The organism is Tsukamurella sp. II2bb, from assembly GCF_057815145.1.
The window spans coordinates 210,886-230,094 of the sequence record NZ_JBYPZI010000009.1 but is presented as its reverse complement, the minus strand read 5'-3'; the positions used below and the strand labels follow the sequence as shown (position 1 = coordinate 230,094).

The 19,209-nt window shown below is 69.4% G+C and carries 24 protein-coding genes, 1 tRNA gene and 1 riboswitch; of the genes, 15 read left to right on the top strand and 10 right to left on the bottom strand.

What is annotated here, in order from left to right; translation table 11 throughout:
• The 5 genes from eno to AC21LY_RS19715 form a co-directional block, all read left to right on the top strand.
• Window positions 1-687 (top strand): phosphopyruvate hydratase (gene eno, locus AC21LY_RS19735; protein WP_489048258.1); only part of this gene is annotated, 687 nt, incomplete at its 5' end.
• A gap of 38 nt (window positions 688-725) precedes the next feature.
• On the top strand, window positions 726-1,145 hold the full coding sequence (locus AC21LY_RS19730; RefSeq protein WP_489048257.1) for an FtsB family cell division protein: 420 nt from the start codon (window positions 726-728) through the stop codon (window positions 1,143-1,145).
• Window positions 1,145-1,669: a DUF501 domain-containing protein gene (locus AC21LY_RS19725; RefSeq protein ID WP_489048256.1), complete on the top strand. Its 525-nt coding sequence runs from the start codon at window positions 1,145-1,147 to the stop codon at window positions 1,667-1,669. The genes AC21LY_RS19730 and AC21LY_RS19725 overlap by 1 nt, the downstream gene beginning before the upstream one ends.
• Entirely contained in the window at window positions 1,666-2,637 is a 972-nt protein-coding gene (locus AC21LY_RS19720; RefSeq protein WP_489048255.1) for a Ppx/GppA phosphatase family protein, read from the top strand. Before AC21LY_RS19725 ends, AC21LY_RS19720 begins: the two co-directional genes overlap by 4 nt.
• A 90-nt stretch (window positions 2,638-2,727) precedes the next feature.
• Entirely contained in the window at window positions 2,728-3,015 is a 288-nt protein-coding gene (locus AC21LY_RS19715; RefSeq protein ID WP_489048254.1) for a hypothetical protein, read from the top strand.
• A gap of 54 nt (window positions 3,016-3,069) precedes the next feature.
• Here AC21LY_RS19715 and AC21LY_RS19710 read toward each other — a convergent pair whose 3' ends face one another.
• Window positions 3,070-3,384 (bottom strand): DMT family transporter, encoded by a 315-nt coding sequence (locus AC21LY_RS19710; RefSeq protein WP_489048253.1) that lies wholly within the window; start codon window positions 3,382-3,384, stop codon window positions 3,070-3,072.
• A 19-nt stretch (window positions 3,385-3,403) separates the two neighbouring features.
• Window positions 3,404-3,467, bottom strand: a riboswitch (guanidine-III (ykkC-III) riboswitch).
• Between the two features lie 131 nt (window positions 3,468-3,598).
• On the opposite strand from AC21LY_RS19710, the gene AC21LY_RS19705 reads away from it, so the two are divergent.
• Together AC21LY_RS19705 and AC21LY_RS19700 are read left to right on the top strand one after the other, a co-directional pair.
• The gene (locus AC21LY_RS19705; RefSeq protein WP_489048252.1) at window positions 3,599-4,573 is read left to right on the top strand and encodes a mechanosensitive ion channel family protein; all 975 of its coding nucleotides are present in this window, start codon (window positions 3,599-3,601) and stop codon (window positions 4,571-4,573) included.
• A gap of 148 nt (window positions 4,574-4,721) precedes the next feature.
• Window positions 4,722-6,809: an HNH endonuclease signature motif containing protein gene (locus AC21LY_RS19700; RefSeq protein WP_489048251.1), complete on the top strand. Its 2,088-nt coding sequence runs from the start codon at window positions 4,722-4,724 to the stop codon at window positions 6,807-6,809.
• Between the two features lie 78 nt (window positions 6,810-6,887).
• Here the strand turns inward: AC21LY_RS19700 and AC21LY_RS19695 are convergent.
• Window positions 6,888-6,961, bottom strand: a tRNA-Leu gene (locus tag AC21LY_RS19695).
• Window positions 6,962-7,046: 85 nt separating this feature from the next.
• On the opposite strand from AC21LY_RS19695, the gene AC21LY_RS19690 reads away from it, so the two are divergent.
• The 3 genes from AC21LY_RS19690 to AC21LY_RS19680 all read left to right on the top strand — a co-directional run bounded on the left by AC21LY_RS19690 (window position 7,047) and on the right by AC21LY_RS19680 (window position 8,870).
• Window positions 7,047-7,253, top strand: a complete 207-nt coding sequence (locus AC21LY_RS19690; RefSeq protein ID WP_489048250.1) for an RNA polymerase subunit sigma-70 — start codon at window positions 7,047-7,049, stop codon at window positions 7,251-7,253.
• A gap of 16 nt (window positions 7,254-7,269) precedes the next feature.
• Window positions 7,270-7,806 (top strand): Clp protease N-terminal domain-containing protein, encoded by a 537-nt coding sequence (locus AC21LY_RS19685; RefSeq protein ID WP_489048249.1) that lies wholly within the window; start codon window positions 7,270-7,272, stop codon window positions 7,804-7,806.
• Window positions 7,807-7,934: 128 nt separating this feature from the next.
• Window positions 7,935-8,870 (top strand): Bax inhibitor-1/YccA family protein, encoded by a 936-nt coding sequence (locus AC21LY_RS19680; RefSeq protein WP_489048270.1) that lies wholly within the window; start codon window positions 7,935-7,937, stop codon window positions 8,868-8,870.
• Window positions 8,871-8,942: 72 nt separating this feature from the next.
• Here AC21LY_RS19680 and AC21LY_RS19675 read toward each other — a convergent pair whose 3' ends face one another.
• Window positions 8,943-9,860, bottom strand: coding sequence for an SGNH/GDSL hydrolase family protein (locus AC21LY_RS19675; RefSeq protein ID WP_489048248.1), 918 nt, complete (start codon window positions 9,858-9,860; stop codon window positions 8,943-8,945).
• Between the two features lie 36 nt (window positions 9,861-9,896).
• Here AC21LY_RS19675 and AC21LY_RS19670 point away from each other — a divergent pair, with 36 nt between their 5' ends.
• The 3 genes from AC21LY_RS19670 to AC21LY_RS19660 all read left to right on the top strand — a co-directional run bounded on the left by AC21LY_RS19670 (window position 9,897) and on the right by AC21LY_RS19660 (window position 13,663).
• Window positions 9,897-11,279: a cystathionine beta-synthase gene (locus AC21LY_RS19670; protein WP_489048247.1), complete on the top strand. Its 1,383-nt coding sequence runs from the start codon at window positions 9,897-9,899 to the stop codon at window positions 11,277-11,279.
• A 14-nt stretch (window positions 11,280-11,293) separates the two neighbouring features.
• Complete coding sequence (locus AC21LY_RS19665; RefSeq protein WP_489048246.1) at window positions 11,294-12,466, top strand: cystathionine gamma-synthase; 1,173 nt, start codon at window positions 11,294-11,296, stop codon at window positions 12,464-12,466.
• A 171-nt stretch (window positions 12,467-12,637) separates the two neighbouring features.
• On the top strand, window positions 12,638-13,663 hold the full coding sequence (locus AC21LY_RS19660; RefSeq protein ID WP_489048245.1) for a polysaccharide deacetylase family protein: 1,026 nt from the start codon (window positions 12,638-12,640) through the stop codon (window positions 13,661-13,663).
• Window positions 13,664-13,735: 72 nt separating this feature from the next.
• On the opposite strand, the gene greA is transcribed toward AC21LY_RS19660, so the two are convergent.
• The 3 genes from greA to AC21LY_RS19645 all read right to left on the bottom strand — a co-directional run bounded on the left by greA (window position 13,736) and on the right by AC21LY_RS19645 (window position 15,659).
• Window positions 13,736-14,230, bottom strand: a complete 495-nt coding sequence (greA, locus tag AC21LY_RS19655) for a transcription elongation factor GreA (protein WP_489048244.1) — start codon at window positions 14,228-14,230, stop codon at window positions 13,736-13,738.
• Window positions 14,231-14,397: 167 nt separating this feature from the next.
• Window positions 14,398-15,234: a queuosine precursor transporter gene (locus tag AC21LY_RS19650; protein WP_489048243.1), complete on the bottom strand. Its 837-nt coding sequence runs from the start codon at window positions 15,232-15,234 to the stop codon at window positions 14,398-14,400.
• On the bottom strand, window positions 15,231-15,659 hold the full coding sequence (locus tag AC21LY_RS19645) for a DUF4307 domain-containing protein (protein WP_489048242.1): 429 nt from the start codon (window positions 15,657-15,659) through the stop codon (window positions 15,231-15,233). The genes AC21LY_RS19650 and AC21LY_RS19645 overlap by 4 nt, the downstream gene beginning before the upstream one ends.
• 61 nt (window positions 15,660-15,720) lie before the next feature.
• Between AC21LY_RS19645 and mca the strand changes: the two genes are divergently transcribed.
• Both mca and AC21LY_RS19635 read left to right on the top strand, forming a co-directional pair.
• Complete coding sequence (gene mca / locus AC21LY_RS19640) at window positions 15,721-16,587, top strand: mycothiol conjugate amidase Mca (RefSeq protein ID WP_489048241.1); 867 nt, start codon at window positions 15,721-15,723, stop codon at window positions 16,585-16,587.
• Window positions 16,587-16,907 (top strand): hypothetical protein, encoded by a 321-nt coding sequence (locus tag AC21LY_RS19635; RefSeq protein ID WP_489048269.1) that lies wholly within the window; start codon window positions 16,587-16,589, stop codon window positions 16,905-16,907. Before mca ends, AC21LY_RS19635 begins: the two co-directional genes overlap by 1 nt.
• 96 nt (window positions 16,908-17,003) lie before the next feature.
• On the opposite strand, the gene AC21LY_RS19630 is transcribed toward AC21LY_RS19635, so the two are convergent.
• From AC21LY_RS19630 to AC21LY_RS19615, 4 genes are all read right to left on the bottom strand, one after another.
• Window positions 17,004-17,564 carry a Uma2 family endonuclease gene (locus AC21LY_RS19630; RefSeq protein ID WP_489048240.1) on the bottom strand — a complete coding sequence of 187 codons (561 nt, stop codon included), beginning with the start codon at window positions 17,562-17,564 and terminating at the stop codon, window positions 17,004-17,006.
• Window positions 17,565-17,823: 259 nt separating this feature from the next.
• Entirely contained in the window at window positions 17,824-18,249 is a 426-nt protein-coding gene (locus AC21LY_RS19625; RefSeq protein ID WP_489048239.1) for a PIN domain-containing protein, read from the bottom strand.
• Complete coding sequence (locus AC21LY_RS19620; RefSeq protein WP_489048238.1) at window positions 18,246-18,509, bottom strand: SRPBCC family protein; 264 nt, start codon at window positions 18,507-18,509, stop codon at window positions 18,246-18,248. The genes AC21LY_RS19625 and AC21LY_RS19620 overlap by 4 nt, the downstream gene beginning before the upstream one ends.
• The gene (locus tag AC21LY_RS19615) at window positions 18,506-19,084 is read right to left on the bottom strand and encodes a dihydrofolate reductase family protein (RefSeq protein ID WP_489048237.1); all 579 of its coding nucleotides are present in this window, start codon (window positions 19,082-19,084) and stop codon (window positions 18,506-18,508) included. Before AC21LY_RS19615 ends, AC21LY_RS19620 begins: the two co-directional genes overlap by 4 nt.
• Window positions 19,085-19,209 lie beyond the last annotated feature (125 nt).

The window sequence follows — 19,209 nt, the reverse complement described above, 5'->3', positions numbered from 1 at the left end:
GGTTTGGGTGATGAGGGTGGTTTCGCGCCGTCGGTGGCTGGTACTCGGGAGGCGTTGGAGCTGATCTCGGAGGCCATCGGCAAGACCGGCCTCACGCTCGGGTCGGATGTGGCGTTGGCGTTGGATGTGGCGGCGACGGAGTTCTACAGCCCGGAGGGGTACCGGTTCGAGGGCAAGACGCTGTCGGCGGCGGAGATGGGTGAGTTCTACCGGGGCTTGGTCGGGGAGTTCCCGTTGGTGTCGATCGAGGATCCGTTGTCGGAGGATGATTGGCAGGGGTGGGTTGATCTGACCGACGCTGTCGGGGACAAGGTGCAGTTGGTCGGTGATGACCTGTTCGTGACCAACCCGGAGCGTTTGGAGGACGGTATCGCCCGTGGCGCCGCCAATGCGTTGTTGGTGAAGGTCAACCAGATCGGCACGCTGACCGAGACTCTCGACGCGGTGGCCCTGGCCCATAACAATGGGTACAAGACGATGATGAGTCACCGCTCCGGGGAGACGGAGGACACCACCATCGCCGATCTGGCGGTGGCGGTGGGTTCCGGTCAGATCAAGACGGGTGCGCCGGCGCGGTCGGAGCGGGTGGCGAAGTACAACCAGTTGCTGCGGATCGAGGAGGAGTTGGGGGATGCGGCGCGGTACGCCGGCGACACCGCCTTCCCGCGATTCGAGTTCAACAGCTGATCCCCGAGTACGACCGGAGTCGAAGGAGCACAGCCGAAGTGAGCAGCAGGTCCCGCCTCGTGCGCAGCCCGTCGGGCGGCGCCGCCCGAACGGACGGACGCAGCGCGGGGCGGACCGTGGTGCTCTTCCTCGTGCTGTGCGTCCTCGCACTCACCCTCGCGGTGCCGGTGCGCACCTACCTGTCCGAGCAGGCACGCGAGGAGAAGGTGACGGCCGAGCACGCCCAGCTGCTCGCCGACATCGCCCGCCTCGAGGAGCAGAAACGACTCCAGGACGATCCGGAGTACATCAAGGCGCAGGCCCGGATCCGGTTGCAGTACGTGATGCCCGGTGAGACCCCGTACCGGGTGCAGACTCCGGACGCCCCCAAGCCCACGCCCGAGCAGGTCGAGGCGGAACAATCCAAGCAGAATCCCTGGTACACCAATGTCTGGCGAACGATCGCGGTGCCGCACTGATGACTGACGATGTCGCCCAGGCCGATCTGGACCGGGTCGCCGAACAGCTGGGCCGCGCACCCCGCGGCGTCCTCGCCATCGCCTACCGCACGCCCGACGGCGAGCCCGCGGTGGTCAAGACCGCGCCGAGGTTGCCCGACGGCACGCCCTTCCCCACGCTGTACTACCTGACGGATCCGCGGCTCACCGCCGAGGCGAGCCGCCAGGAGAGCGCGGGCGTGATGCGGCAGATGGAGGCGCTCCTCGCGGCCGACGAGTTCATCGCCGAGAACTATCGTGCCGCGCACCGCCACTACCTCGAATCCCGCAACGCCCTGGACGATCTGGGCACCGACTTCACCGGCGGCGGCATGCCGGACCGGGTCAAGTGTCTGCACGTCCTCATCGCCTACGCCCTCGCCGAGGGGCCGGGCGTCGTGCGCCTGGGCGACGAGGCCGTCGCCCTCGCCGCAGCCGCGGGGTTGCGCGGCAGCGCGATCCCGGCCGACTGGCCCGAGCCGCAGTTCCCCTGGGGCGAGGCTTGAACGCCCCCTTCCACGGCACGGTCGCGGCGATCGACTGCGGTACCAACAGCATCCGCCTGTTCGTCGCGCGGTGCGAGGGTACGCAGCTGACCGAGCTGCACCGCGAGATGCGGATCGTCCGGCTCGGGCAGGGCGTCGACGCCACCGGTGAGTTCGCCGCCGAGGCGCTCGAGCGGGTCCGCGTCGCGCTCGACGAGTACGTCTCCACGGCACGGGAACTCGGCGCCATCCGGGTGCGGATGGTCGCGACTTCAGCAGCCCGTGACGTCGCCAACCGGGACGCCTTCTTCGAGATCACGGCGGCCGCGCTGGGCAGGATCACGCCGGGCGCCCGCGCCGAGGTGATCGCCGGAACCGAGGAGGCCGAACTCTCCTACCGGGGCGCCACCGTCGGGTTGGCGGCGGCGGACCCGACCCTCGTCGTGGACCTGGGCGGTGGCTCGACCGAACTGGTCGTGGGGACCGAAGGCACCGTCGCACATGCCTTCTCTGCCGACATCGGCTGCGTGCGGATCACCGAGCGCGCACTGCACTCCGATCCGCCGACCGCCGCGGAGGTGGCGGAGGCGACCTTCCACATCGACGCCGGCCTGGACCGGGCGACCGGTGCCGTCCCCCTCGACGGCGTGCGGACCTGGATCGGCGTCGCGGGCACCTTCACCACTCTGGCCGCGCTGGCCCACGGCCTCACCGAATACGACCCCGCCCGGATCCACGGCTCCCGGGTGCCGCTCGGCGACCTCGTGACGCTGTGCCGGCGGCTGGTGCGGATGACCTCCGCGGAGCGGCTCGCGCTGGGGCCGATGCACCCCGGCCGCGCCGACGTGATCGGCGGCGGGGCGCTGGTGGCGGTGCGGCTGGCGGAGCGGCTGGCCGCGGTCGGCGTGACGGAGCTCGTCGTGTCCGAACACGACATCCTGGACGGCGTCGCCATGGGCCTCGCCGAGTCCGCGGTCGTCGGGAATTAACGCATTGTTGACGAAGTGACAGCTTCTCGGTAGCCCACGACGAGGTTTCGTCGCCTAACGTCGTCCGTGGACGGCGAAGGGAGTCGGAAAATGAAGAGCGTCGATGCAGAGGGTGTCATCGTGGTGCTGGACGGCACGGATGCGACCGCCCGCATGGTGATCGAGCTGGCGTCGTCCGGAACCGCCGTCACGGTGGTCGGATCCAACTTCCGCGACGTGGTCTCCGTCCTGTCGGGGGACGTCTACGCGTTGGTCGCCGATATCGCCGATCCGGAACAGTGGGAGACGGCGGTGCGCCGCGCGGAAGCGCGCCACGGCACCGTCGCCCGGGTCCTCGATCCGGCGGGCCTGCTCGCCGCGCCCGCGCCCGCGGCCTGACCCGACGGTGACGGGCCGGGCACGCCGCCCGGCCCGTCCCCTCCGCGCCGGACGTCAGTGCGCGAGCTTGAGCCCGACGACCCCGCCGACGATCGCGATGATGCAGACGATCTTGACCAGTGACGCCGATTCGGTGCCGGTCGCCATGGCGTAGACCACGGTGAGCGAGGCGCCGATCCCGACCCAGACCGCGTAGGCGGTTCCGGTCGGCAGGTCGCGCATCGCGTACGCCAGCCCGGCCATGCTGGCGGCGAGGGCGACGCCGAAGACGATCGACGGCGTCACTTTCGAGAAGCCCTCGGACTTGCCGAGCGCGGTGGCCCAGACGGCCTCGAGCACGCCGGAGAGGATGAGAACGATCCATGCCATGATGCGAACCTCCTTCAGGTACGCACCGTCTTTTCGCTGGCCGGGTACGGTGCGCCTCGTCCGGATGTCTTACGCGACGCTATGAACCTTACCCGACGGTGCGCGGTACGACGGTGCGCCCACCGCCGGCTATGGCGCGATTCACCAATGATGATGCGCCCAGCCACCGTTGCCGGAACTTGCGTCTCCCGCGAGCGTCCGTACCGTCGGGGACATGTCCGATCTTGCCTTCCAACTCAGTGAGAACGGACGACAGTGGTTGATCCACAAGCCCCTTGAGATCGGCCTGTATGTCGTCCTCGCCATCGCCGTCCGGTACCTCCTGCACCGCGGGATCGATCGGCTCGTCCGCGGTAACAGGCGCGACGATGCCGCGGTCCCACGCCGGTTCGGTCTCGACCGGCTTCGCGGCAGGCTCGGCGGAGGCAGGCTCCCGACGGTGCGGCGGCGCGCCGTCGACGATCCGGCCAAGGCCCAGCGGGACCGCGAGGCGCGCGCCCGGCGGGCGCAGCGGGCCGAGACGATCGGCTCGGTGCTCAAGTCCGCGGTGTCCTTCCTCGTGCTGATCTGGGTGCTCATCCAGTCGCTCGCGATCCTCGGCGTGAACGTCGCCCCGCTCATCGCGTCCGCGGGCGTCGTGGGCGTGGCACTGGGGTTCGGCGCGCAGAACCTGGTGCGGGACTTCATCTCCGGGATCTTCATGCTGATCGAGGATCAGTACGGCGTGGGTGACGTCGTGGACCTGGGCGAGGTCACCGGCACCGTCGAGACCGTGGGCATGCGGATCACGACGGTGCGCGACGTCCAGGGCACGCTCTGGTACGTCCGCAACGGCGAGATCATGCGGGTCGCCAACTTCAGCCAGGACTACGCGGTGGCCTTCCTGCAGCTCCCCATCTCGTACTCCGCCGACGTCGACCTCGCCTGCCGCGTCGCGCTCGAGGCCGCCCTGGAGGCGGTGGCGGAGGAGCCGCTGTCCGAGGACGTCCTCGGCGCGCCGGACATGCTGGGCGTCGACGGTGCCACCGCCGACCGGGTGAGCATCCGCCTCACCGTCCGCGTGCGCGCGAACCGGCAGTGGGCGGTGGAACGCGAACTGCGCCGGCGGATCCTGCGGGCCTTCGACGAGCACGACATCGCCCCGCCCTACCGCACCGGCCTCCCCGTCGGGGCAGGTGCGCCGGAGTGAGCCGGCTGAGCCGGGGCTAGCCGGCCCGAGGGCGTCCAGTGCGACCTCGAAGACCTCGTCCGCGGACATCGCGATGGGTGGCGTTCTCCGTGTGAGGCTCCTGCGGGAGTGACGCCGCCTGCGTCGCGATCGTCAGCGTGCCCGTCGCGTGGTACGGCGCCACGACTCTGGGCAGCGGCGAGTTGGACAGTTCCGGGAACTGTCGAACATGTCGTCGCAGAAATACCTTGTCAAGACCTATCATCGTTCGAATATGGTCGGTAGAATCGAAGGTATGAGCAGTTCGGGTGACGCCTTCACCCTGGGCCGGCGGGTCGTGACCCCGTTGCCCGCGGTGTTCGACGGTGCCGTGTCCGAGCTGAGTGCCGGTGGCGCGTTATCACGGTTGCGGGTGTTGGCCGTGGAGCAGAATCGGTTGGAGGCGGAACGGTCCGCTGTGCTGACCCGGTTGTACGAACTCCGCGATGATGCACGGCGGGTGCGGGAGGAGTCCTCGCGGCGGTTCGTCGATGAGTGGGATGAGCTGGTCGCCGAGGTTGGCGCTGCCCTCGGCGTCGGCCGGGCGGCGGCGGGATCTGCGGTGCATCGCGGTTTGGATCTGCGGGAACGCTGCCCACGGCTGTTCGCACTGTTCGCCACCGGCTCAGTGGGGTTGCCGGTGGTCCGGGAAGTGCTGCGGGCTTCTGCCGCGGTCCTCGACGAGGAGGTGGCGCGGGTGTTCGATGAGCAGGTCACCGGCTGGCTCACCGCCCGGGTGGGGCAGTCACTGACGGTGGGTGCGGTCGCCGACGCTGCGAAGACGATCCTGACCCGGGTCGATCCCGCTGCCGCGCGCGAAACACCGCCGGCGGCGCCACGGGAACGGCTGGAGTTCCACGCCCGCGCTGATGGGTTGGTGGATCTGGAGGCGGCGATGCCGAAGGATCAGGCGTTGCGCCTGTCAGCGGTGCTCGGTCCGGTTGTGCGGTCGGTGTGCCGCGAGGATGCTCGGACGCTCGGGCAGCGGCAGGTCGCCGCCTTGGTCGCCCTCGCCGAAGGCTACGAGAGTCTGGGCTGCCAGTGCGGGAAGGACTCCTGCGAGCTGCGCGAGCCGAAGCCCAGGGTCGGCGCGGTGTCGCAGGAGATTCAGGCGTTGGCGGTGATCGTCCTCAACGAATCCGACCTCGCCGACATCCACACCGCCGAGGCCGATCCGACCATCGACCCGGAAGCCACCTCCGAGGCTGCACCGTCGGATCCGGACCTGTTCACCGAGAACCCATCCGAATCCGACACCCACATGGACGACGCCGACGAGGCCGGAGCCTGTGATGCCGACTCGGGCAATGCGGGCCGCGAGGCTGTGGTCGCTGCCGACCTTGTCGGCGACACCGACGTGGGTGACGACAATGCGGACGCCGTGGATGACGCCGCCGACGGGAACGACGCAGGTGATGCGGACGATCCATGTAGTGCTGGAGCGGGTGGTGAGTCCCGTGGGCGTCCGGGCCGTAGTTCCGGGGCGGTGGTCCTCGCCGGGGAGCCGGGGATCAGCGGGCCGGTCACCGTCGAGCAGGCGGGAGAGTTGATCGCCGCCGCGCGGACGCAGTGGCGGGTCCTCGGGCGTCGGGACCCCGGGACCGGGGAGATCCATGTCCGCGGTGCGGGTGGGTATCGGCCGACCTGGTATCAGCTGTTGGTGATGCGTCTGACGTATCCCACGTGTGTCTTCCCCGGCTGTGGTGTGCCGTCGGATCGGTGCCAGGCCGATCACGTCGATGAGTATGACCGCGACGACCCCGCGGTGGGTGGGTTGACCACTGTCGCCGGCAGTGCCGGGCCGGGTAATCTGGTGCCGCTGTGCGGATTCCACCACCGCATCAAGACCGAGACCGGGTGGCTCTCGGACGTCTTGCCCGACGGGACCGTCGAATGGCGCCACCCCGCCGGCGGGATCTACACCGTCCCACCCGGCACCGCCCGCGACCTTCTCCCCGGCCTCGGGAAGATCATCTGGGACGCGCCCGACCCCACCCCCGCCACACCGAAGAGTCCCGACGGACTTCAGACGGCGGCGAAACGGAAAGCGAAAGCCCGCCGGGCCCTGCGCGCCAAGAACCGGCTGCTGCGCCAGCAGCGCCGGGAACGGAAAGCCGCCGAAGCCCACGCGCGACAGCGGGCGGAGGAACGCGCCGAAGCAGAAGCCGCCGGCCAGACCTACGACGGCACCGCGCCGCTCAAACCCCCACCCTTCTGAAGTTCTCCCGCCCGACCCGAGCCTGTTCGCACGTAGCGCCGAGTTGGACCGAGACCTTGCCTGCCTGCGGCGATGCGGTGCCCCCAGTCGGACTCGAACCGACACTCGGCAGATTTTAAGTCTGCTGCCTCTGCCAATTGGGCTATGGGGGCGCGAGGAGAAGCGTAGCGCGCGCGGCACCGTCGAACCTGTCAACGTTCGTTGACAGCGCGACGGTGTCAACGTAGATTGACGGGTGTGAGCTCACCACCCACCCTCGTCGGATCGGCGGCATCGGAGGACCCTGCTCAGGGGCTCCGCGCCGTCGTCGCACTGCGCAAGCTGGCCGACCAACTCGAGGCCGTCCAGGTGGCCAACGCCCGGGACCGCGGATGGTCCTGGCAGGACATCGCGGAACACCTCGCCGTCAGCCGGCAGGCGGTGCACAAGAAGTACGGCAGATAGCCGGGACAGGATCGTCATGTTCGAGAAGTTCACTAAGCGGGCACGGATGGCGGTGGTCGCCTCGCAGGAGGAGGCCCGCGACATCGGCGCCGACCGCATCAGCGCCGTCCACCTCCTCCTGGGCGTGCTCGACACCGCCGACGCCGCGTTCGCGGCCGAACTCGGCGCGGTCGGGCTCACCGGCGACGCCGTGCGCGAACGGGCCGAGCGCGTTCTCACCGATCAGGACGCCGAGGACCTCAAGGGGCTGGGGATCGACGTCCTCGCGATCGCCGACGCCGTCTCCCGGCGGTTCGGTTTCGACATCCTCCGGCCCGTCCGCAAGCGCCTGCGCACCGGCAACATCCCGTTCGGGCCGAGCGCGAAGAAGTCCTTGCAACTCGCCCTGCGGGAGGCCGTCAACCGCAAGGACCGCACCATCGACGGTGCCCACGTCCTCCTCGGGGTCCTGCGCAGCGACGATCCCGAATCGCTGGCAGCGGTGGAAGCGGTCGTGCCCCGGGACGAACTGCGTCGGCGCCTGTACGACCTGCTCGATCGACCCGCGGCATAAGCTCACTGCACAACCATCGGGATGTGGGTAAGCTGTTCGTAAAGAACGTCGCTGAAACCGGGAACGCAACCGCCGACTCGATCGTTGAACAGTACGTACAGGTGCACGACCAGGGAAAGGACCCCACGGTGCGCGAGAGCAGCAACCCGATCTTCCGCGGGCTGACGAAGGACACCCGCCAGCAGGCGCCCGCGGGTTACCCGCAGCAGGGCTACCCCCAGCAGGGATATCCCCAGCAGGGCTACGGACAGCAGGGGTACCCGCAGGGCATGAACATGGGCATCGGCGCCGCCGGCGCCGCCCAGGGCATGCAGTTCCAGCAGTACCAGCAGCCGCCGCAGGCCCCGTACCAGCAGGGCACGGCCTCCGGTGCCATGACCATCGACGACGTCGTCACCAAGACCGCGTCGACGCTCGGTCTTCTCATCGCCTTCGCCGTCGCGGCGTACGCGCTCGTCGCGGGCGGCGTCGTCTCCCCGATGCCGCTGATGCTCGTCGGCGCGCTCGGCGGCCTCGCGCTCGTCCTGGTCGCCAGCTTCGGCCGCAAGCAGGACAACCCGGCCATCGTGCTGTCCTACGCCGCATTCGAGGGCCTGTTCGTCGGCTCGATCTCGTTCGTCTTCGCGAACTACATGGTCAGCGGCGTCAGCGCGGGTGCGCTGATCGGCCAGGCGGTGCTCGCCACCGTCGGTGTCTTCATCGGCATGCTGGTGGTCTACAAGACCGGTGCGATCCGCGTGACCCCGCGGTTCACCCGCATGATGTTCGCGGCGATGATCGGCGTGGTCGTCCTGGCGCTGGGCAACATGGTTCTCGCCCTCGTCACCGGCGGCGAGTCGAACCCGCTCCGCGGCGGCGGCACCATCGCGATCATCTTCTCGCTGGTCTGCATCGGCATCGCCGCGTTCAGCTTCCTGCTGGACTTCGACCAGGCGGACCAGCTGATCCGCGCCGGCGCACCGTCGAAGGCGGCGTGGGGCGTGGCCCTGGGCCTGACCGTCACCCTGGTCTGGCTGTACGTCGAGATCCTGCGTCTGCTGAGCTACTTCTACAGCAACGACTAGTAGTACGCCCGTCCGAACGCCCCGCAGCCCGGCTGCGGGGCGTTCGGCGTATCTCGGCGGTTCTCGAGGGTGTCAGCCCCGGCGCAGCGCGCGGGCCAGACGCCCCGTCAGGCTGTTCGCGTCCGCCGCCTCGGACACCTCGGGCGGCGAGGGGAGCGGTCCGTGCCACTCGCCGAGCGCCGCGAGGACCTCGGGGAGCAGCAGCCGCGCCGCGAGCTCGTAGCCGGCGGCCGACGGGTGGAAGTTGTCCGGGGAGAACATCCGCTCGGGCGCCTCGAGGAATTCGGGCGTCAGGGTGTCCGCGAAGGGCACCGGATGTCCACCCGCGGCCAGTACGTGCGTCCGCTGCCGCGCCGCGAGCCGCAGCCCGTACTGGCGGATCACCGCCCGCAGCGGCTGCGGGATCGCCTGGACCACGCCGATGTCCGGGCAGGTGCCCACGACGACCTGCGCGCCCGCGCCGCGCAGCTGGGCCACGGCCGCACCGAGGCGCCGCGCCGACGACTCGATCGCGTTGAGCGCCGTCACGTCGTTCGCGCCGACGATGATCACCGCCACGTCCGGGATCTGCTTCGCGATGAACGCCGCCTCGATCTGCCCGGCCAGGCCCTTCGACGTCGCACCGACGATCGCCTTCACCGCGAGCCGCACCGTCCGGCCGGTCTCGGCCACCACGCCCCGCGCGAGCAGGACGCCGGGCGTGTGCTCGGCATCGTCGACCCCGAGGCCCGCAGCGGTGGAATCTCCGAAGACCATGAGGCTCACGTCCGCGCTGTGGTGCGGGCCCGGCCGCTCCACGGCGACGGTGCCGGGGGCGTAGATCCCGTCCTTCGACGGTGCCTTGTCGGTGCGATGGGGGATGACGGTGCGCGCCGTGCGCGCCTGCCTGGTGAGCAGGGCGTACGCGCCCCAGGTGGCTCCGGCGCCGCTGACGGCGGCGGCCGAGGTGTACAGCGCGTCACGGGTGAGCCGGCTCCGGGAGTACCCCATGCGCTCAATGTACTGGCGAACTGGGACCATAGAGACATGCGTATCGCAGGACACGTCAGCGAACTGATCGGCGACACCCCACTGGTTCGGCTGAACTCCGTGGTGAAGCCCGGATCCGGCCTCGTCGCGGCCAAGATCGAATACCTCAACCCCGGCGGTTCCAGCAAGGACCGGATTGCGGTGAAGATGATCGACGCCGCGGAGGAGTCGGGCGAGTTGAAGCCGGGCGGCACCATCGTCGAGCCGACCTCAGGCAACACCGGCGTGGGCCTCGCGATCGTCGCGCAGCAGCGCGGCTACAAGTGCGTCTTCGTCTGTCCGGACAAGGTCAGCGAGGACAAGCGCAACGTGCTCAAGGCCTACGGCGCCGAGGTGGTCGTGTGCCCGACCGCCGTCGCGCCCGAGCACCCCGACTCGTACTACAACGTCTCCGACCGGCTGGTCCGCGAGATTCCCGGCGCCTGGAAGCCGAACCAGTACTCCAACCCCAACGGTCCGGCCTCGCACTACGAGACCACCGGTCCCGAGATCTGGCGCGACACCGAGGGCAAGATCACGCACTTCGTGGCGGGCGTGGGCACCGGCGGCACCATCACCGGCACCGGCCGCTACCTCAAGGAGGTCTCCGGCGGCGCGGTCAAGGTCATCGGCGCCGATCCCGAGGGCTCCGTCTACTCCGGCGGCACCGGCCGTCCGTACCTCGTCGAGGGCGTGGGCGAGGACTTCTGGCCCACCGCCTACGACCCGGACATCCCCGACGAGATCATCGCCGTCTCGGACGCCGACTCCTTCGAGATGACCCGCCGCCTCGCGCGCGAGGAGGGGCTGCTGGTGGGCGGTTCCTGCGGCATGGCGGTCGTGGCCGCGCTGCGCGTCGCCGAGCGCGACCCCGACGCCGTCGTCGTCGTGCTCCTGCCCGACGGTGGCCGCGGCTACCTGTCGAAGATCTTCAACGACAAGTGGATGTCGAGCTACGGCTTCCTGCGCGCGCCGCTCGACCCGAACGAGCAGGAGTCCCTCGTGGGTGACATTCTGCGCGGTAAGAAGGGCGAGCTGCCCGATCTCGTGCACACGCACCCGTCGGAGACGATCCGCGACGCCATCGAGATCCTCGCCGAGTACAACGTCTCGCAGATGCCGGTCGTCGGCGCCGAGCCGCCGATCATGGCGGGCGAGGTGGCCGGTGCCGTCACCGAGCGCGAGCTGCTCTCCGCCGTCTTCGAGGGGCGCGCCGAGCTGGCCGATCCGGTGAGCAAGCACATGGGCCCCGCGTTCCCGCTGATCGGAGCGGGCGAGCCGATCTCGGCCGCGAACGCCGCGCTCCGCGAATCCGACGCCCTCATGGTGATCGACGACGGCAAGCCCGTCGGCGTGATCACCCGGCACGACGTGCTGAACTTCCTCTCCCACGGCAAGTAGAAAGGGCAGAACCCATGAGCGAGCAGAAGAGCGCCGTCGACAAGCATGCGGCGCAGGGTTTCTCGACCCGCGCGATCCACGCCGGCTACGAGCCGGACCCGCTGACCGGCGCCGTCAACGTGCCGATCTACGCCAGCTCCACCTTCGCCCAGGACGGCGTCGGCGGCATGCGCGGCGGCTTCGAGTACGCCCGCACCGGCAATCCGACCCGCCGGGCGTACGAGGCGAACCTGGCCGCGATCGAGGAGGGCACGTTCGGCCGCGGCTTCGCCTCCGGCATGGCCGCCACCGACTGCCTGCTGCGCGCCACGCTGCGCCCGGGCGACCACCTCGTCATCCCCGACGACGCCTACGGCGGCACCTTCCGGCTCATCGACAAGGTCTTCTCGCAGTGGGGGATCGAGCACACCCCGGCGCCGATCACCGACGTCGACGCGGTCCGGGCCGCGATCCGCCCGAACACCAAGCTGGTATGGATCGAGACGCCCACCAACCCGCTGCTCAACATCGGCGACATCGCCGCTCTGGCCGAGGTCGCCCACGAGGGCGGCGCCAAGCTGGTGGTGGACAACACCTTCGCCAGCCCGTACCTGCAGACTCCGCTCACCCTCGGCGCCGATGTGGTGCTGCACTCGGTGACCAAGTACCTCGGTGGGCACAGCGACACCGTCGGCGGCGCGCTCGTGACCAACGACGAGCAGCTCGACACCGACTTCGCCTTCCTGCAGAACGGTGCGGGCGCGGTGCCCGGCCCGTTCGACGTCTACCTCGCGCTGCGCGGCATCAAGACGCTCGGCGTCCGGATGGACCGGCACTGCGACAACGCGGAGCGGATCGTCGAGTTCCTCGCCGGCCGCCCCGAGGTGTCGACGGTGCTCTACCCGGGCCTGGAGAGCCACCCGAACCACGCCGTCGCGGCGAAGCAGATGAAGCGCTTCGGCGGCATGATCTCCGTGCGTCTCGCCGGTGGTCGCGAGGCCGCGCAGCGGTTCTGCGCGCGCACCGAGATCTTCACCCTGGCGGAGTCGCTCGGCGGCATCGAGTCGCTCATCGAGCACCCCGCCGCCATGACGCACGCCTCCACGGCCGGCTCGCAGCTCGAGGTCCCCGAGGACCTGGTGCGCCTGTCCGTCGGCATCGAGGACATCGGCGACCTCATCGCCGACCTGGAGAACGCTTTCAGCTGATGAGCTGACGCGGCACCGTCGAGGCGGGGAGTGGCCGCGCGAGGAAGGCGCTGGAGCAGGTGGCCGCGTAACGACTCGGTCACCATCTCAACCTTCGACTTTCGCTTGAGGGTTTCTGAGGCTACTGTGGCACTTGTTGTAGAAAGTGACACAAGTGGCTGGAGTGAGTTCTTGAGGCCGAAGCAGAGCCGGAAGGTCCGCAACTACGCGGTGGCGGGAAGCATCTTCGTGATCGCGGCCGCCGTCGCGGTCGGCTGCGGGGTGACCGGCGGCGACACGAACCGCCTCGGGTCGAGCCTCACCTTCGACCCGGTGCCGTCGGCACCGTCGGGCGCCTCCACCAAGGCGAGCGCCGGGGGCAACCCCGGGGCGCTGCCCTCCGGGCAGACCGCAGCGGCACCGTCGCCCCAGGCGCCGGCGACGATGACCGTCGTCGTGCCGCCGCCGAACGCGCCCGCGAAGCCCCGGCCCTCGGTCGCCGCACCCACCGCGGCGGCGGCCCCGCCCCCGCCGGCGGGCGGGAGCGCACCGTCGAGCCAGGGAACCGGTACGCCCGCACCGGAGGCCGCGGCGAAGCCCGTCGTCAAGCCGGTGTACCTACCGGACGGCACGGTCGACTGCGCGAAGAGCAAATGCGTCGCGCTCACCTTCTCCGGCGGCCCCGGCCCGGTGACCCGGCAGTTCCTGCAGGTGCTCGACAGTCACAGCGCGAAGGGCACCTTCTTCGTGACCGGCGCGCAGGTGAACCTGAACCCGGACATCATGACGGCGATCGCCGGCACGGGGAACGAGGTGGCCAACGGCACATGGACCCAGCCGGACATGACCACACTGTCGGACGCGGACGTGACGGCGCAGCTGCAGCAGACCAACGATGCGATCCGGACCTCCGTGGGCAGTGCGCCGACGCTGTTCCGGCCGATGGGCGGGCACACCTCGCCGACGGTCGTGGCCGCCGGTCAGCGACTGGGCCTGAGCCAGGTGCTCTGGGACCTCGACTCGATGGACTACAACTACCAGGGGAATCCCGACGGTCTGACCCAGGTGCTCCTGAAGGCCAAGCCCGGGCAGATCGTCATGCTGCACGACACCTTCGTGTCCTCGGCGACCGCGCTCGACCGGATGATGACGCAGCTCGGCGACCAGGGCTACGCCTTCGTCACCGTCAGCCAGCTCTCGCGCTCCCGCGCGGGCTGAGCGACCCGGCCGCAACGCCGAAAGCGGGCCCGCCCCTGGAGGGTGGGCCCGCTTTCGACGGTTCGGTGGAACTCAGGAGTGGTAGGGCTCCGCGCTGATCAGCGTGACCTTGACGGTGGCGCCGCTGGGGATGGTGTACTCGCGGGTCTCGCCGACCTTGGCGTCGATGAGCGCGGCACCGAGCGGCGAGCTGGGTGAGTAGACCTCGAGCCCGCCGTCCTGCGCGCCCTCCTCGCGGGTGGCGATGAGGAAGGTCTCGGTGTCCTTCTCGTCACCGTCGTAGTACACCTTCACGACCGAGCCCGGGAGCGCGACACCCGACTGGGTGGGGGCCTCGCCGACCTTGGCGTTGTTGAGGAGCTCCTGCAGCTGGCGGATCCGCGCCTCCTGCTGGCCCTGCTCCTCGCGCGCAGCGTGGTAGCCGCCGTTCTCCTTGAGATCGCCCTCTTCTCGGCGCTCATTGATCTCGGCGGCGATGACGGGGCGGTTGGCGATCAGGGCGTCCAACTCGTTCTTGAGGCGCTCGTGGGACTCGGGGGTCAACCACGTCACCTGAGTGTCCGTCATTTCGTACGTCCTTCGTCGTAGTCGGCATGGCCCGCTGTGGGGTCTCGTTCCCACAGCCGACCGGCCCCGGAACGGTGCCCGGGGCCCGTAAATGCAGCAATACACGGCTCCAAGCGGAACCGTGTATCCGCTGATTCTAGCACGGGAAAACGGAACCGGCATGCGGTTCAGGTGGCCAGGAGTGCCTGCTGGTAGGTGGGCTCGCGTCGCTTGAGGAAGCCGCAGAGCGCGTAACTCAAAGGCATGATCACGATCTCGACGAGCGTCTTCCAGAGGAAACCGAGGATCAAGTAATTGAGGAACTGGCCCGGGCTGGTGAAGCCGAGCGCCGGTGCGGCGATGGAGCAGAAGACCAGCGTGTCGAAGAACTCGCCGACCACCGTGGAGCCCAGCAGGCGCGACCACAGGTGTTTCTCGCCCGTCCAGGCCTTCATCCGCACCAGGACCCAGGAGTTCATGAACTCGCCGACGAGGTATCCGGCGAGCCCGGCGATGAGGAACCGCGGGACGACGCCGGCGACGGTCTTGAAGGCCTCGTCGTTGGGCCACCCGGGCGCGGGCGGCAGCAGCGTGGTGACCCAGAAGCACAGCGCGGCAAGCGTCAGGATCGCGAAGCCGGTGGCGATCACGCGGCGCATCGCGCGGAAGCCGTAGACCTCGGAGATCACGTCGCCGAGGACGTAGGCAAGGGGGAAGAGGTAGAAGGCGCCGTCGGTGGCGATGCCGTCGATCGTCAGGCCGAGGAACTCGAGGTGCAGCGACGGGGCGAACAGCACGGCCTTGGTGCCCGTGATGTTGCTGATGATCATGACTCCGACGAACAGGCCGACGAGCGCGGGGAAGTAGGGGGAGGAGACGGTCGCGAAGGCCGGCTTCGGGCGGGAGTGGTTCTGTGGCCGGCGGAGGCGCTGGGAGACGGTGGCGGACGCCGGCCGCGCGCGGTTGCGGGCCGGCTGCCCAGACTCGGGGACGGGTTTCGGGGTGGGGGAGTTGTCAGTGCTCACGCACGGTCAAGATACGCGGGCACGTTCGTCCCGCAACCGAAGACGTCGCCCACGGCGGGCGGTTCGGTCGTGCGCACCTCGCTGGTGAGCACGACGACGGGGTCCGCCGACGGCGGGACGTAGAACTCCCGCCGGCCGATCTCGTCGCCCGCCTTGTTCTTGGCGTAGACGATGCAGCTGACCGCCTGCTGCGGGTCCGTCCGGGTGACGGTGACCTGTACCTCGACCGCCGATGCGGAGACCACCCGATATCCCGCGGTCTCGCCGGTCACGGGCTGCCGCGAGAACTTCTGGAAGCCGATCCACGCGAGCCCGACGCCCAGGATCACGACCACGACCAGCCCGATCATGCCGATGCGCCGCGCGCGGGCGGGATCGCGCTCGTCGGGGTAGCGATCGGACGGGCGGACGGGGGCGGTCGACATGCATCCATCGAAGCACACCCGGCGCGCCGCGCCGTCGGTCGATCGTGGAACACTGGGGGCCATGACCGGATACCGTCTCCTCGCCGTTCACGCACACCCGGACGACGAGTCGAGCAAGGGCGCCGCCACCATGGCGCGGTACGCGGCCGAGGGGAACGACGTGCTGGTCGCGACGTTCACGGGCGGCGAACGGGGCGACATCCTCAACCCTGCGATGGACGTCGCCGGGGTCAAGGACCGCCTGCCCGAGGTGCGCCGCGAGGAGATGGCCAAGGCCGCCGCGATCCTCGGCGTCGAGCACCGGTGGCTCGGCTTCGTCGACTCGGGCCTGCCCGAGGGGGACCCGCTGCCCCCGCTGCCGGAGGGCTGCTTCGCGCTGCAGCCGGTCGAGGTGCCGACGGAGGCGCTGGTGCGCCTGATCCGCGAGTTCCGTCCGCACGTGATGATCACCTACGACGAGAACGGCGGCTACCCGCACCCGGATCACATCATGACCCACACCGTCTCGATGGCGGCGTACGAGGCGGCGGCGGATCCGGAGCAGTTCCCCGATGCGGGCGAGCCCTGGCAGATCTCGAAGGTCTACTACAGCCACGGTTTCCTCCGCGGCAAGTTCCAGGCCTTCGCGGACGAGTTCGCGAAGAATGGCCTGGAGAACCCCTACACCGAGTGGCTGGCCCGGTGGAAGGACGAGAAGAACGACATGATGGCCCGCGTGACCACGCAGGTCGAGTGCGGCGACTACTTCCCGGTCCGCGACGATGCGCTGCGCGCTCACGCCACGCAGATCGACCCCAACGGCCCCTTCTTCGTCGTGCCGATGGAATGGCAGCAGCGCCTCTGGCCGACCGAGGAGTACGAGTTGGCGAAGACCGTCGTGAGCAGCAGGATGCCTGAGAAGGACCTGTTCAGCGGGATCGAGGTGTGATGGGACCGCTCGCGCAGCTGGCCACCGACGTCGCGATCCTCGCGCAGGACCCGCAGAAGCCCAAGGGGCCGGAGTTCGGCAAGTCCGGCCCGCTCGGCCTGGCCGTGATCGTCGCTCTCCTGGCCGTGACCTTCCTGCTCATCCGGTCCATGAACAAGCACGTCAAGAACCTACCCGAGTCCTTCGACGACGAGGCGCCCGGCGAGGGCGACGAGGCCGGCGGCACCGATCACGCCGGGATCGACGGTGCCTCCGTCCCCAAGTCCGACGGCGCACCGTCGGGCGGGTCCGACGGTGACGGGGCCTCCGGGCCCCAGTAGGGCGCTCACAGGCTCCCCGCTGGGGCCGTGCTGGTGGAGAAGAACTTCACCCCCACGAAAGTCGGGAGCGCGACGGTCTACGGGCTGGCGGCGTGGTCATGCATGGAGATCGACGGATACCGCGAAGGGGACAGCGGTGTTCACCGTGCCGGTGAACACCTCCCCGTCGCGGTAGACCTGGGTCGCCGGGTCGAGCAAGTAGGTGTACACGATCGGGGGTTCGTCGGTGGCCTGCTCGACGCGCCAGTAGAACCGGATCCCAGCCTTGGCATACTGATCAGCCTTGACGACTCGGTCCGTTGTCTCTGAACCGGGCGAGACGACCTCGACGACCATGAGGACGTCCTGGGGGCGAGTGGGCGAGGTGTCAATCGATTCGGCTCGGTAGACGATCACGTCGGGGCGGCGGTTGGTGAGCGGTACATCCTGGAGCCGGACGTCGAAATCGGTATCGGCGTTCCACTCCTGGCCCGCCGCGGCATCAAGGGCGTTCGCGAGTAGCCGGGCTAGGCGATTGTGGCGTTTCGACGCGCTCGGGCTCACGACGACCATCCCGTCCACGACTTCGATGCCGGAGCACTGCTCCTCGGCCCAGGAGTCGTACTGCTCCGCGGTGATCTGCGAGCGCATCCACGACGGCGCGACCAGTTCCGTCACGAGAGCCTCCTTCGCGGATTGATACGACTACTTCGAGGATACGTCGGCTGTGGCGACCGCCGGTTCTCAGTTGGCCGGAAGCCGGGCCGGCGCCCGTCGCCAGTCGATGCGCTCCTGATCGAGCAGGAGCGACCGGTTCGTCAGGATCAACCGCGCATGCGGTAACCACGCGCGGAGGTGGTCGAGATCGGTATGCCGCCAGGCCGCCTCGACGAGACGCGCAAGAACTTTCGCGGGCCTGTCCGAGATGAGTCTCGATTCACGCGTCAAAGGGCAGCAGCCGGAATGTCGCGCCGCCGTCGAGTGGCGTGATCGCGCGGAAGTGACGTTGGTCGACGGTGAACAGGTCGAGTGTCTTGAAGTCCTGGGCGTGGACGACGAGGGTGGCGTCGGTCAGGCTCAGCGGGAAGCCCCCGTACGTTCCCGCCACTCTCGCCGAGCGGACAGCGACATCGTGGTCGAAGGGGAGGACGTTCGCGGTCTCGAGCACGTCCCCGATGACGGTGGCCCGGGCGGTCTCGCCGAGTCGGGCCCCGACGAGGTGGTCCAACTCGGCGAGGACGAGCGCCGGCACCCAGAGCTTCTCGGTGAGGTGCTGGAGCAATGCCGTCGTGGCGGTGTGGTGCTCGTCGGAGCGGTCGTAGGCGGAGTACAGGGCGCCTGTGTCCGCGATGATGATCGTCACGCGAGCCCGAAACCGGTCCCCTCCGGGATCGTCTGCAGGTCGGCGGGGTCGCGGCGGGTGACGGTCTCGGTGAGCTCCATCGTCTGCCTCCCCGACCGGAGGACCACGCGCGAGACGGTTCCGACCTCCCCGTGTGTCCCGCTCACCGGCTCGTGGGTCACCATGCCCCGCAACCACATCGGCAGGAGCTTCGGGTCGGCGAGCAACTGCGCGACCTGTGCGAGAGGCAGCGCGATCTCGATGGAGGTCGTGCTTCTCACTGCGTGGACTCGCGAGCCTCGTCGGCCCGCCGGTAGCGCAGGGCGACGGTGCCGTTGCGCAACGGTTCCGAGGTCACCAGCTCGAGGTGTCGATGGGTGGGCAGCCCCCGCGCGTAGAGCGTGGGGCCGTGGCCGGCGATGACGGGGTGGAGGAGGAACAGGTACTCATCGATCAGGCCCAGCCGGTCCAGCTCCGTCGCGAGCGCCTCGCTGCCGACGAGCACCCCGTCGGGATACTGCTCCTTGAGTTCCTGCACGGCCGTACGGAGGTCACCGTCGAGGTGATGGCTCCCGGTCCAGGGGAAGTCGCTCCGCGTGGTGGAGACGACGTACTTCGGCTTGGTCTCCAGCTTCTCCGCCCACTCGCGGACCGCCGGCGGTGCCTCGACCTCGCCGCGCGCGACGAGCGGCCAGTAGCTCTCCATCATCTCGTAGGTCGTGCGACCCCACAGCATGGCGCCGTTCGCGTCCATCAGGCGGGTGAACAGAGCGTGGGTCTCGTCGTCGGCGATCCCCGCCTCGTGGTCGATGCACCCGTCCAGGGTGAGGTTGAGGCTGAACGTCAGCAGGCCCATGGGATCATCCTCCGAACGCGCGGCGCTGCGCATGTAGACGGTGTGCACATGACGCTACGGCGCGGTCGATTCCCGCGTCAAGGCTCGCGAACCGCCGCCCCGCTGCGGATCGACCGGCGCCCTGC